Origin of the sequence: Bacillus sp. UNC437CL72CviS29 (assembly GCF_000482345.1) — a bacterium.
In the GTDB taxonomy this organism is placed as follows: Bacteria; Bacillota; Bacilli; order Bacillales; family Bacillaceae_G; genus Bacillus_A; species Bacillus_A arachidis.
The window spans coordinates 202,423-215,795 of sequence record NZ_AXVB01000005.1 but is presented as its reverse complement, the minus strand read 5'-3'; the positions used below and the strand labels follow the sequence as shown (position 1 = coordinate 215,795).

The window sequence follows — 13,373 nt, the reverse complement described above, 5'->3', positions numbered from 1 at the left end:
CTACTAAGATGGAATAAGACTTTATAATAAGTTCTATTTCATGGTAAAGTACACAAAATCTTAAAAAGAGCGATTCTTAGTGAGAATGGTGAAATCCCACTAAGAATCATTTTTACTTAATGAAACCAGATGTGTATCTTCGTGCGGCCTCCATTGGACCAAATTTAAATCTTGCTAGCCAAAATGTTGCGAAATACATTTCAAAGAAGCAGATACAAAGCCAAATAAAGACAATCGATAATGAGTTCATTTTCCCGCCAAGGCTAAAGCCCCAACCGTAAAAGAGAATGGAAGAAAGAATATTTTGAAGAACATAACAGCTAAGAGACATTTTCCCTACATTTTCAAGGTGCTGCCATAACCAAAAGTGTTCAAATCTTTCTATCATTTTAGCAATCAATGCAATATACAAAATAGAAAGGAAAGGTGCAAATAAATAGCGAGTTGGTAAATCAAAGATACCGCCTGGAATAAAGATTAACAGATTGAGAGGGACACCAATCATAATGCCGATATTAAGCATTTTTGTACGAATTCTTTTCCCGTTTTCATCAGGGGAGAAGGCGCCAGCGCGCATAAGACGTATTCCTAATAGGAAAAGGACAATATTCATTGGGATAACAAAAATTACTTCTAGTCGATTTGCGATAAAGTTTGTTAGGCGATAATGGATTTGTTCAAACCAAGTTCCATCACTATAAAGGGTTATAATTTCATTAGCGTTACCTAGCGAAATGTTACTTCCTATGAATTTTAAATACATAAATATAGCAAGAATGAAAAGCATAGCAGCCCCGTGAAAGATACCTAACATTTTCATAGCTCGATTAATCCATTTGTCACCAAGTTTAATAATAAAAGCAACAATTATTGCGGTTATGCCGTAACTCATTAAAATATCATATTCCATAACCAAGGTGAAATGAATGAAACCTTCTAATAAAAGTACAAAAGAAGTCCATAGGTAAACGCCAGGCCATGTATTGCCTTTGCGTAAAGATTGTTGGTATTTGAGTTCAAGTCCTATACCAAACATAATTGTTAATAAACCGAGAAGTTTTCCGTTCACAAAAAATAGAACGAGTAGACGAATGAAATCATTAACTGACATCCACCAAATTGCATGATCAAACGTAAAGATATAAGAAACATCCCCTAGATATGCAAAAATCCAAATGTTTGTACCAAGTGTTCCTAATACAGCAAAGCCCCTTAATATATCAAGCAAACGAATTCTTTTGTTGTTATTACTCATTATTTTCCTCTTTTCTTATGATTTTGTCATTATTGTATCTTTAAAAAGGAATATTTTGTATGCACTGGTGTCAGTTAAAGCAAATGACACCTGTCATATAGGAAAAGAAATGAAGTATTAAAATAGTCATGCAATGATTTCTTAAAAATAAGTAAGAAAAAATATGGTAGTATATGTTTACGTAGAGGTTATAAGAAAGAAATGAAAAAATGGTTAAAAAATCGTAACAAGCCTAAGTGCCTGTTCTTCCTCTGAAGAAAATAAACGGCCTACGAACGGCATGGTAATGATTGGGGACGAACAATTTACTTTACCTGTTTTTGAACGTTACAAAGATTTACCAAAATAACTGGATCCATATTTATATTGAAATGTAACAGCTCCTTCAAATTCTTTTGAGGGAGCTTTACTTCGTGAATCACAGCGTACTTTCAGAGTATAATGAAGTTAACTTTAAAAATAGCATAATAGCCTGAGGTGATAATATGAGGATAAATATAGTGATATCTGGATATGGAACTGTTGGAAAAGAGTTTGTAAGATTAGTATTTGAGAAAGCTTCATATATAAAAGAGATGTACAGCATAGAACTTGTTTGTACTGGAGTTATTGGAAGTACAGTCAATCTCTATAACGTCAACGGTTTACATATAAAAGAATTATTAACGTATGGTACAGGTTCTTATGCGTTGGGGAAATATCTCAGCCGCTATCCACTTGATAATAGTGAAAAAATTCCTGTTGGTCATGTATTAATAGAATCAACACCAACTAATTTTCAAACTGGTGAACCTGGAAGAACGTATATCGAAACAGCGATTGAAAACCATATGGATGTAGTAGCTATTTCGAAAGGAGCACTTGTTACCGCGTGGAAAGAAATAAAGGAAAAAGCAACACAAGCAAACGCAAGCATTCGTTACAGTGGGGCAACTGCAGCTGCACTCCCCACGTTAGATATTGGACAATTTAGTTTAGCTGGATGTCAAATTGAGAGTATAGAAGGTATTTTAAATGGGACGACAAATTATATTCTTACAAAGATGTACGAAGAAGATATAACATTTGAGGAAGCATTGTATCAAGCTCAGCAAAAAGGAATCGCTGAAACAAACTCATCATTAGACATAAGTGGAATGGATAGTGCTTGTAAACTCTTATTATTGGCAAATAGTCTGCTGCAAGCAGAGTGTTCATTAAATTCTATATCTATAAAAGGAATAGAGAGCATTACGAAACAAGATATACTGAAAGCAAAAGAACAAGGTAAATCTTTGAAACTAATTGGATCGGTATATAAAGATCATTCAGGAAATCTGAAACTTGAAGTATGCCCGCGTGAAATAGAGAAAGGACATCCATTGGCTTATGTAAATGGAACGGAAAAAGGAATTACTTTTCATACTGATACGATGGGGAAAGTTACTTCAATCGGGGGAGCCTCGAGTCCAAGAGGAGCAGCAGCGGCAGCTCTGAAAGACTTAATTAATTTGTATCGAAAAGATGTGTGATGAAAAAATCTAGTTTTAGATTAAAATACATTGACAAATAAATATTTTTATGTTATTATTAATTATTTAACACTTGATTTAAAAACCTTAGCGTGATACATTTTAGTAAGTAAAATAACTTCACTAATTTATGTACCGAGGGGGACTTGTAATATGAAAATAGAAAACGGTCTAGCTGTGTTGAAATTAAAAATTCAAGAATTCGAATTAAATCCAACATTACTTTGGGATGGAAAAAAAGCTATATTAGTCGATACTGGTATGCCGGGCCAATTAGAAGCGATTTGCGATACGATGATTGGTATTGGAGTGCCTTTTGAACAATTACAAGCAGTGATTTTAACCCATCAAGATATAGACCATATTGGAAGTCTTCCTGAATTACAGCAGAAAGCAGATCATTTTATTGAAGTGTACGCCCATGAATTGGACAAACCTTACATTGAAGGACAGCTGCCCCTTATTAAAGGAGATCCAAATAAAATGAGTGAAGAGAAATGGGCGGCACTTCCAGATGTTGTGCAAGCACTATATAAAAATCCGCCGACAGCTAAAGTAAATTGGACATTAGAAGATGGACAAAGACTACCATTTTTAGAGGGTATCGAAGTGATTCATACTCCAGGACATACTCCAGGACATATCAGTTTATATAGTGAAAAATATAAAACATTAATTGTGGGTGACGCGATGGTATGCGTTGATGGAAACTTAAAAGGACCTGTTTCGCACACAACGCCAGACATGAAAAAAGCTACAGAATCACTTAGAAGATTTTTAGAATTTGATATAGAGACGGTAATTTGTTATCACGGTGGTATTTGTAATTCAAATGTGAAGGAGCAGATTGAGAGATTAGTAGAAGATAGATAACATTTGTGCACTTATATATTATAAGTGTTAAATTTATGAATCATATTTGATAGTATTCCAGAATATGTTATGATAAATATCGAGTTAAATAGTTTATATGTAATCCACTAGGGGTGCCTCTATATAGGCTGAGATCAAAAATATATTTTTGAGACCCTTAGGACCTGATCTGGGTAATACTAGCGTAGGGAAGTGGAAGTGACAGAAGAGGATATTTATTAAAATATTGATGATGTCCAAACCACTTTCTTTACGCGTGTAAAGAAAGTTTTTTTATTTTGTACATCTATTTGAAGTAGGTGCAAGTTTTAATCAAAACGTTTATGGGAGGGTTTATCATGTCATTTTCACAGTTATTACGTAAAGAAGTTAATCCGATTTGGGAAGCAAGTTTTAATCATCCGTTTGTTACAAAACTAGGAGATGGAACATTAGATGTAGCTAGTTTCCGCTATTATGTTCTGCAAGATTCATATTATCTAAGTCATTTCGCAAGAGTCCAATCGTTAGGAGCAGCGAAAGCTATTGAATTAGAAACAACGGCTCGTATGGCACACCATGCACAAAATACATATCAGGCTGAATTATCACTACATGAGAATTTTGCGAAAAAACTAGGTATTACGGCGGAAGAAAAAGAATCATTCGTTCCTGCTCCAACTGCTTATGCATATACATCACATATGTATCGTGCTGCATATGAAGGACATTTAGGGGATATTATCGCAGCAATTTTGCCGTGCTATTGGCTTTATTATGAAATTGGTGAACGTTTAAAAGAATGTCAACCTAAAGAACCGATTTATCAAGAATGGATTTCCGCATATGGCTCTGACTGGTTCCGTACTTTAGTAGAAGAGCAAATTGCTAGATTAGATGCGATTGCGGAAACAGTAACAGAAGCTGATCGTAAGCGAATGAAACAACACTTTGTAATTAGCAGTCAATATGAATATTCATTTTGGGAGATGGCTTACACATTAGAAAAGTGGCCAGTGGAAGAACAAGTAGAAGATGTAGGTGTATAAGGAAAAGATAGATGCAAGGGTATAGAAAATGACTAACTTAGTTTAGTCATTTTTTTGTATGGATTTATCCATGTAATCAATTAATTTTAGTAATTAATTGATTACATATTATAAAAAAATTACATAATAAAAAAGAGGTGGAAGGTAGTTTATATTGAATGTTAGGGAGGAGAGATTATTAATCTCTTTAACACTTTTTATTTCCTTACAATACTAAATGTTGTATTAAAAAAATTTAATTTTGAAAGGAGTCAATAAATATGAGAATGAGAAAACGAATAGGGAATAAGTTTTTACTCGTTAGTACAATTTGTATGATAAGTGTTCCTTTTGTTTCACATGCTGAGGAAGAAATTTCACCTACAAATTTCGCTATTTCTTCAAGTCTATATGAGGGGGGGAATACAGATGTATTGAAAACAAGCTTTTATCCCAATACATATAATAATCCGTTCAACCATCCATTCATCTCAATGTTAAAAGAGTCAAACTCAAATATGAAAGAAATAGACAATGCGGATGATGAAAATCCTGTTATATCTACTACTCTTAAATTTATCCGTTATATGCATACTGAAAATTATAAATCTGCATTTGATTTAACTTCTCGCTCTTTACAGAAGATAATATCTGAAGAATGGCTGGAGAGTTATTGGAAGGGACTCCCGGTACAATTACAAGCAGGTTCTTTTATTGGCATTGGAGAGGTAAAACAAAAAGAGACAAATTCCGTTCATACAAATGTAGAGATTGGATTGGTTTTTGAAAAATTTACTGTGCCTTTACTAATTAAATTAGATCCATCTGGAAAAATAGATGAATTTCAACTTAGTATGTCGTATCGTACTGTTGCAGAGCGACCATCATATAGTAAGTCGGAATCATTTGTTGAAAAAGAAGTAGTAGTCGGAAGTGGCGCGTTTCCATTACCAGGGACATTGTCTGTTCCAAAGGGAGAGGGGCCGTTCCCAGCGGTAATTCTTGTTCAAGGATCTGGAGCAAGCGATCAGGATGAAACTGCGTTTGCTTTAAAACCATTTCGCGATTTAGCTGAAGGTCTTGCTTCGAAGGGAATTGCTGTTCTTCGTTATAATAAAAGAACATATGAACATGGATTGAAGACACAATTTAGTCCTTTTTATACAGTTGATAAAGAGACAACGGATGATGCACTTCTTGCAACTCGTTTTCTTCAAAATGAATCTATGATAGATAAGAATCAAATTTATATTCTTGGCCATAGTCAAGGTGGAATGATGGTTCCAAAAATGATCGAAAAAGACCAAAATCAAAATATTGCTGGAGCAATTGTGATGGGAGGACCCGCTCGTACGATCCAAGATGTTGTTTTGGATCAGCTTGAGTATCTTTTTTCTATTGGAGGAATGAAACCTGAAGAATATAAATTTTACAAATCGCAATTTGAATTATTAAATGATCCTAATTTTTCTAGCAAAAACCCTCCAAAAGATTTTTATTTAGGATCACCAGTATTTTGGGATTCTATCCGTAAAACTAAAGCAGCAGAAATGTCCAAAGAACAAAAGACACCTCTTCTTATTATTCAAGGAGAAAGAGACTATCAAGTTCAATCAAAAATCGAAATTCCTCTTTGGAAAGAACAATTAAAAGAACGAGATAACGTAGATTATCGACTGTATCCGAAGTTAAATCACTTCTTTACAGAAGGTGATGGGGAATTAAGTAGACCGGATGAATATTATAGTCCTGCCAATATCCCTGAGTATGTTATTAATGATATCGCTACTTGGGTGCAAGAAAGATCGAAATAAGAATAGGGACAGTATCATTTAATTACGATTTTCTACATGTAAGATAAAATCATTTTTAAAATACCAACTTTTGGATAGGAAAAGAACAAGAAGTAGTACAAAAGGCTAATTTGAAAATCCCGCTAATTTACAAATAGCGGGATTTGTCATTTCTTTATACAAATCTAGATCTCTATTGTCAAGTATAGCCTTGTTTTTTTGTTTACTTTTTAGTACTAGTAGGATTAAGATGTTTTTTAGGAATGTTATTATTTGCATGCATATACACGATAATTTGGTGGAAGTGAGAAACATGCTAAAAAACAAGAAAATTTGCTTAGTAATATAGAAGAAAGATAGAAAAAAGAAAGGGATGAGAGTTTTGAAGAAACTTGATGTGCTTTTAATGGTACTCAGCTTCCTGTTCCCAATTGCAGGTATTATGAAAAAAATTCCTCTTGAATTGTCATTTTATTTAGGAGGACTGTTGTTTTTCACGAGCTTTGGAAGCTATTATGCAAAACGAATGTATTCACGAATATGTAGTTGGCTCGCTTACACTATATTTATCACATTCTTGCTCTCAATTTGGAACCAATACGTAACAACTAGCTCGTTACTAGCAAACGCAAAAATCGCTGCATGTATTGCGGTAATTCCACTTATACTCCGATTCCGTACCTATGCAATTACTTTAGGATTACTGACATTATGGGGTGGTTTATTGTGGGATATAAAACAAACCCAATCATTAGCTGTTCTTGGACGTGTTCTGAACTTATTAACTTCAGAACGACTGTATCTACTCTTACTAGTAGTCGGATTTATACTTGGTGGGTTGTTTGCCAACATGCTAAAGCGTGGTAGTATCAATGAAAAACAAGAAACAACAAATCTATTCAAACAAAAAAAGAAACGAATTAAACCGAATTTTAAAATTCGCATTCCGAGTTTACCAAGATTGAAGGTGAAGATACCAAAGTTCAGTAGAAAATCTTCTAACCCAAAAGAAACACGTACGTATGAACCAAATCGTGAAGAAAGAGTGCCAATGTATCATACAACGCAAACGGAGCATCAACATCATGAAATAGAAACAACGCAAGGTCAAACAAGAATGGAACGAAGAAGAAATCGTTATAATGCGTAGAGGAGATTCCTAGACAAATATTTAAAAACGCAATGCCCTATTTTATGATGAAAGGGTACTGCGTTTTTTTAATTACGTATATTAGATATTCCTTCTAGATTCTGATGGAAAAAGAGATTGAATTTTCAAATTTTATTGACAAAACATAAACAATCGGATAATATCATATTTAAATTTAAATAATAAAAATCGTTGACTAAGAAAAGTACGTTTAATTGATGCGTTACAGAGAGCTGGAGATGGTGCGATCCAGTACGATAGATTATACTGAATGGGCTTAGGAGAGGTACGCTGAAACGTTAGGAGTATGCGACCCGGGTTCCGCCGTTATAAGGATGAGGATATCGAATTTGTTTTTCCGTATCCAAAAACGAGAGGGTTCTTAGTCTATGTGACAAAGAATCAAAAGAGGTGGCACCACGGTATAATCGTATATATCGCCCTCTACATGCTTTAATGCATGTAGGGGGTTTTTTGCGTTCACACGCTTTTTTTATTCAACAATTAATAACTAAAGGGAGGAAGTAACATGAATTTATTACATGCGGAAAATGGATATTTTGGAAAATTCGGAGGTAGTTTTGTACCAGAACAACTACAAGAGGCTTTAATTCATCTAGAGGATGCATTTAATCAATATAAAGATGATCCAGAGTTTATAAAAGAATATGAATACTATCTCAAAGAATATGTAGGGCGGCCTAATCCACTTTACTATGCAAAGCGTTTGAGTGAAGAAATTGGTGGTGCAAAAATCTATTTGAAAAGAGAAGATCTTAATCATACTGGAGCACATAAAATTAACAATGTATTAGGACAAATTTTACTCGCAAAGAGAATGGGAGCAAAACGTATCATTGCAGAGACTGGAGCGGGACAGCATGGAGTGGCTACAGCTACTGCATGCGCTATGTTCGGAATAGATTGCATGATTTATATGGGAGGAATGGATACAGGACGTCAACAATTAAATGTATTTCGTATGGAATTATTAGGGGCAAAGGTAATTGCTGTACAAGAAGGGGGACGCACTCTGAAAGAAGCAGTAGATGCGGCGCTTGAAGATTACGCTCAAAACTATGAAAGTACATTTTATTTATTAGGTTCTGCACTGGGACCACATCCGTATCCAACAATTGTTCGTCATTTCCAAGCTGTAATTGGAAGAGAAGCAAGAGCACAGCACATTGAAAAAGAACAACGTCTACCTGATTATTTGGTTGCTTGTGTAGGTGGTGGAAGTAATGCGATTGGTTTATTTGCCACATTTTATAATGATAAAGAAGTAAATATGGTAGGTGTTGAACCAGGTGGTAAAGGGATTGAAACAGGTATGCATGCAGCACCACTTACAGCAGGAGAGCCTGGTATTATCCATGGATTTAAGTGTTATATGATGAAAGACGAGAATGGAGAAATTGCAGATGCACACTCCATTGCCGCGGGATTGGACTATCAAGGTGTTGGACCAGAGCATAGTTATTATAAAGAAACAGGTCGTGCAGAATATGTAGCAATTAATGATAACGAAGCGATAGAAGCGTTTCATAAATTGTCTCGTGTAGAAGGTATTATTCCTGCATTAGAAAGTTCCCATGCAGTGGCGTATGCAATGAAATTAGCAGCAACTTTACGAAACGATCAAAGTATTATTGTTAATTTATCGGGACGCGGTGATAAAGATGTACAACAAGTGTTTGAAATGAATAATCGAAAATAAATGTATGTCGAAGGATTTAAAAAGCGATTTTCGGTTCAGTTTTGGGCAGAAAATCGCTTTTCTATGTGTTTTTTTCTTGTGAATTTAGCATACTTACATTTATCCCGCATTAACGAGCATTTGGTTCAACTAATAATTAAGGCCCCTCTCTGATTAAAGTTTCACTTTATTGTACGGTTTTAAAATAGGTTGCTAAGTATTATTTTATTTAATATTCTTAAGTGGGGTAGAGAATACATTGTTGGAGGTGTTAATATTGCTTATTATCATCGCTATATCAGCATGTCTTTTAATGTGTATTAGTATATTGCATGTTTACTGGGCATTTGGCGGAAAATGGGGGATAAATGCAGTGATTCCAACTGAGTCAGGAGAAAAAACTTTCACTCCTGGAATGGGTATGACATTATTAGTTGCGCTCTTATTAAGCATTGCAGCTTTATTTTTACTATGGGAGATAGAAATAATTCCTTCATTTATCCCTCAAATGATCATTCGAAGTGGTTCTTGGATTTGTATGTTGGTGTTTGGATTAAGAGTGGTTGGAGAATTTAATTATTTTGGCATCTTTAAAAAGAAAAAAGATACGTATTTTGCTAAAATGGACAGCATGTTGTTTATTCCACTATGTGCTTTTTTATCTTTTTCATTCTTTTTAGCTATTATTTCATAAAAAAACAAAGAGGTTATTTTATATATGTTACACTAAACATTATAGCATTTTATGAATAGAGGGAAATAAATGATAGAAACAATAGAAAAAATAAAAAAAGTCGTCAATGAAATGCAAGAAGATGAAGCGAAAGAGTTACTTCAAGGTATTTTAGTGCAATTAGATTTGTTAAAAAATAATTACAACGAAGACTCATTTACATATTTAACGAGCATTCCGAACGAATTGATAGATAATAAATTGCATAAGAAAAATATATCCGAGAGCACGCACATTCATATTACTTTTGGGGAATCTAGTGCAGGTTGTTTAAAGTACATGTTAAAGAAAAAGAAATTGCAGCAAGAGTATGTTATTTCATTTTCAGAGTTTTTTTCGATTGGTCCAATCAATCAGCTGGAGACAATCGCTGGACAACATTTGAGACAGCAATGGTTATCGAAAAACTTAAATTTAGAAGATTTATATTTTGAAGAAGAATATTTACCAAAGTTTATTCAATCATTAAAAGAACTACAGTCTATTCCAAGGGATACGCCAATTACGATTTGGAGTGGAGAGAATGCAAATGAACATGTTGGACTATGTTTTGCAATTGTTCATTTGAGAAATAAGAAAAATATTCGAATCATTAATACAGCAGAGGCTCATAAAGAGTTGTTTCAAAAAGAGAATGAAATTTATGGGATTCACGGGACGAGTGCGTTAACGCCCGAGCAGCTAGCAACAATTTATGAGACGTATGAGAATGGTACAGTACTTACTGAAAAATCGCGACAACAATTTGAACAAGAATGGCAGCGGTTTTCTGAAACGAAAAATTTATTACGAATTTGGGAAAATCATAAAGTTTCATCTGTGCAAGAAACTTACTTCGATTCTTTTATCATTGAATGTGCAAAGAACCTGGAGAGAGAAAGAGCAGAAGAACAATTTTATAAATCAGCGAGGCTTATTGGAGAAGTTCTTGGTCAGATAGAACAGTCAGTTGGCGATGTTTTTCTTGAATATCGTTTGCGTACGTTAATTAAACAAGGTGTATTCGAAATGGAAGGGACTTTGGAAGCGATGCGCTATTATAGTGTTCGGTTAAAAAAGTGACAAACATTAGGTGCTGTTTCGAATGTAGTGTAGGTAATGTATACTGGTTAATTAATAGTAAAAAAGTGCTTATGTCATGTCACATAGGCACTTTTTTTGTATACAGAAGTTTTTATATTAGATATCGTATTGACGTTTGAATTTAAAAATCTCTGTGCTTTATAAAAAGTTTAATCAAAGCTCATTTCGACCTCTTTGATTTAAGAGATAAAGTTTTACATCTTTTTTACTTCAAGAAGAGAAGAGTGGTTGATTGAATCCTTAAATCTCTCCGCGTTATTTTGGGCTACATAAATAAGCTACATATAAAAGCAATCCAACATATGTTGGATAAAGTAATAAATCATAGGAGGTGATTTTGTTATGTATAATCAACAAACTTATTTTCCATATGTAGATTATAATCAAACAACATACTATAATCCGCAAATTTCTGGCTATGAAACATCTGATGAAATGAGGGATGTGGAACTTGAGGAATATCGACCTGATGATGCAGAAGATGCACCCACGTCACAACCACCATCTCAAGCTCCTTCTGTACCATCAACGTTCGCTGCTCCTGCACAAAGCGGTAATATAAAATCATGGATGTGTAATTGTTTAGGGAGATGGGGATACTTACGTTTACACCGACCAGGTCCGTTTGGAAGAGATTTATGGTTTTTCCCAACTGAGGTAAGAAGAAATGGAGTATCAGGTTACACATGGCGAGCTGGTCGTCGCCAAAAAGTTAGTTATCGATATCAACAAATTAGTAATTTCATGTGCTTTGCTTAGCAAAAAATAAACTAAGAAAAAAGAATTTTAGCAGGCGAGAGGAAAATACTTTCTTCTTGCCTGCTTTTTTTGAAAATGCCATTATTTAATTGTTTTTCAATATATAAAGTAAGATCATAACAAAAAATTTACAATTTTCTTATTTTTGTTAAGTTATAATTTATATTGAATTGATTTTTACAAATACATGAAAGTGGGGGAGTGCAATGTCTTTAAAAAACAAGGTTGGTAGAAAAATAGAAGATGGTATTCATTTAGCTTCTGCAGATTTTAAAGAAGATGCTTATGAGATTTATAAAGAATCACGTAAATTACAACCTATTTTATTCGTATGTAAGAGTGAATTGTGGACAGAATGGCTTATTACAAGATATGAAGATGCATTACCACTTTTAAAGGATTCTCGCTTGAAAAAAAATCCCGAAAATGTATTTTCTCAAGAGGGGTTAAAACCATTTCATTCTCTTGAGAATAGTGACTATTTAACGAAGCATATGTTAAATTCAGATTCACCTGATCATAGTCGTTTGCGAGCACTTGTTCAAAAAGCGTTTACTCCTAAAATGATTTCACAATTAGATGAACGTATTCAGAATATCGCAGATACTTTATTAGACCGAGTAGAACATACAAATTCTCTGAACCTTGTGAATGATTATGCATTCCCATTACCTATCAATGTAATTAGTGAAATGCTCGGTATTCCAAAAGAAGATCAAGAAAAGTTTAGAGTGTGGTCACATGAGGTAATTGCTTCACCTGAAACGCCAGAAGAAATAAAGGATAATGAAATGAAATTATCTGAATTTATTACATATCTTCAATATTTGGTTGATGTGAAAAGAAAAGAGCCGAAAGAAGACTTAGTTAGTGCATTAATTCAAGCTGAAAGTGAAGGAAGTAAGTTAAGCGCACCAGAGCTTTATTCAATGATTATGTTACTTATTGTAGCCGGGCATGAAACAACTGTGAATCTAATTACAAATACTGTATTAGCTTTACTAGAGAATACAGATCAACTACAGTTATTAAAAGAAAAGCCAGAGTTTATTGATTCAGCAATTGAAGAAGGATTACGTTATTATTCTCCAGTTGAAATTACGACGGCACGTTGGGCATCTGAACCTTTTGTAATTCATGATCAAAAGATTCAAAAGGGGGATATGGTAATCATTTCACTAGCATCAGCAAATCGTGATGAGAATGTCTTTATGAATCCGGACGTATTTGATATTACGAGGGAAAATAACCGCCACATTGCATTTGGACATGGAAGTCATTTTTGTTTAGGAGCACCGCTTGCTCGTTTAGAAGCAAAAATTGCAATTGCTACATTGCTAAAACGTATGCCTAATATACAAATAAAAGGTGAGCGAGAAAAAATTAAGTGGCAGGGGAATTATTTAATGCGATCTTTAGAGGAATTACCATTATCTTTCTAGAATAGGTATTTGTGACATGCATATATTTTAAATTGTTCACATAGAGTATGTATGTGTAATTTTAAATC

11 protein-coding genes, 1 riboswitch and 1 other annotated feature are annotated in these 13,373 nt (G+C 34.0%); of the genes, 10 read left to right on the top strand and 1 reads right to left on the bottom strand.

The annotated features are described in order from the left end of the window. Window positions 1–112 precede the first annotated feature (112 nt). Window positions 113–1,255 (bottom strand): DUF418 domain-containing protein, encoded by a 1,143-nt coding sequence (locus M014_RS0106300; protein ID WP_026590959.1) that lies wholly within the window; start codon window positions 1,253–1,255, stop codon window positions 113–115. A gap of 485 nt (window positions 1,256–1,740) precedes the next feature. Between M014_RS0106300 and M014_RS0106295 the strand changes: the two genes are divergently transcribed. The 10 genes from M014_RS0106295 to M014_RS0106250 all read left to right on the top strand — a co-directional run bounded on the left by M014_RS0106295 (window position 1,741) and on the right by M014_RS0106250 (window position 13,305). After that, complete coding sequence (locus tag M014_RS0106295; protein WP_026590958.1) at window positions 1,741–2,766, top strand: homoserine dehydrogenase; 1,026 nt, start codon at window positions 1,741–1,743, stop codon at window positions 2,764–2,766. Window positions 2,767–2,919: 153 nt separating this feature from the next. After that, a complete protein-coding gene (locus M014_RS0106290) occupies window positions 2,920–3,639 on the top strand; it encodes an MBL fold metallo-hydrolase (protein WP_026590957.1) in 720 nt (239 codons plus the stop codon). Window positions 3,640–3,738: 99 nt separating this feature from the next. Continuing rightward, a riboswitch (TPP riboswitch) is annotated at window positions 3,739–3,847 on the top strand. Window positions 3,848–3,977: 130 nt separating this feature from the next. Beyond that, window positions 3,978–4,667: a thiaminase II gene (gene tenA, locus M014_RS0106285; protein WP_026590956.1), complete on the top strand. Its 690-nt coding sequence runs from the start codon at window positions 3,978–3,980 to the stop codon at window positions 4,665–4,667. A 260-nt stretch (window positions 4,668–4,927) separates the two neighbouring features. Beyond that, on the top strand, window positions 4,928–6,460 hold the full coding sequence (locus tag M014_RS0106280; protein ID WP_026590955.1) for an alpha/beta hydrolase: 1,533 nt from the start codon (window positions 4,928–4,930) through the stop codon (window positions 6,458–6,460). A gap of 361 nt (window positions 6,461–6,821) precedes the next feature. Next, window positions 6,822–7,589: a DUF3959 family protein gene (locus M014_RS0106275; protein ID WP_026590954.1), complete on the top strand. Its 768-nt coding sequence runs from the start codon at window positions 6,822–6,824 to the stop codon at window positions 7,587–7,589. Between the two features lie 183 nt (window positions 7,590–7,772). Next, window positions 7,773–8,037 (top strand) — a binding site (T-box leader). An 81-nt stretch (window positions 8,038–8,118) separates the two neighbouring features. Further along, entirely contained in the window at window positions 8,119–9,309 is a 1,191-nt protein-coding gene (trpB, locus tag M014_RS0106270; RefSeq protein WP_026590953.1) for a tryptophan synthase subunit beta, read from the top strand. Between the two features lie 256 nt (window positions 9,310–9,565). Continuing rightward, window positions 9,566–9,982: a DUF3995 domain-containing protein gene (locus tag M014_RS0106265; RefSeq protein WP_026590952.1), complete on the top strand. Its 417-nt coding sequence runs from the start codon at window positions 9,566–9,568 to the stop codon at window positions 9,980–9,982. Between the two features lie 69 nt (window positions 9,983–10,051). After that, window positions 10,052–11,083: a DUF1835 domain-containing protein gene (locus M014_RS0106260; protein ID WP_026590951.1), complete on the top strand. Its 1,032-nt coding sequence runs from the start codon at window positions 10,052–10,054 to the stop codon at window positions 11,081–11,083. Between the two features lie 363 nt (window positions 11,084–11,446). After that, window positions 11,447–11,863 (top strand): hypothetical protein, encoded by a 417-nt coding sequence (locus tag M014_RS0106255; RefSeq protein WP_026590950.1) that lies wholly within the window; start codon window positions 11,447–11,449, stop codon window positions 11,861–11,863. 206 nt (window positions 11,864–12,069) lie between these two features. Further along, complete coding sequence (locus M014_RS0106250; RefSeq protein ID WP_026590949.1) at window positions 12,070–13,305, top strand: cytochrome P450 family protein; 1,236 nt, start codon at window positions 12,070–12,072, stop codon at window positions 13,303–13,305. Window positions 13,306–13,373: the final 68 nt, after the last annotated feature.

What these genes read in the sequence shown, in the direction of transcription:
- M014_RS0106300 (WP_026590959.1), bottom strand. Translation starts at nt 1,255, where the DNA reads ATGAGTAATAACAACAAAAGAATTCGTTTGCTTGATATATTAAGGGGC.
- M014_RS0106295 (WP_026590958.1), top strand. Translation starts at nt 1,741, where the DNA reads ATGAGGATAAATATAGTGATATCTGGATATGGAACTGTTGGAAAAGAG.
- M014_RS0106290 (WP_026590957.1), top strand. Translation starts at nt 2,920, where the DNA reads ATGAAAATAGAAAACGGTCTAGCTGTGTTGAAATTAAAAATTCAAGAA.
- tenA (WP_026590956.1), top strand. Translation starts at nt 3,978, where the DNA reads ATGTCATTTTCACAGTTATTACGTAAAGAAGTTAATCCGATTTGGGAA.
- M014_RS0106280 (WP_026590955.1), top strand. Translation starts at nt 4,928, where the DNA reads ATGAGAATGAGAAAACGAATAGGGAATAAGTTTTTACTCGTTAGTACA.
- trpB (WP_026590953.1), top strand. Translation starts at nt 8,119, where the DNA reads ATGAATTTATTACATGCGGAAAATGGATATTTTGGAAAATTCGGAGGT.
- M014_RS0106260 (WP_026590951.1), top strand. Translation starts at nt 10,052, where the DNA reads ATGATAGAAACAATAGAAAAAATAAAAAAAGTCGTCAATGAAATGCAA.
- M014_RS0106255 (WP_026590950.1), top strand. Translation starts at nt 11,447, where the DNA reads ATGTATAATCAACAAACTTATTTTCCATATGTAGATTATAATCAAACA.
- M014_RS0106250 (WP_026590949.1), top strand. Translation starts at nt 12,070, where the DNA reads ATGTCTTTAAAAAACAAGGTTGGTAGAAAAATAGAAGATGGTATTCAT.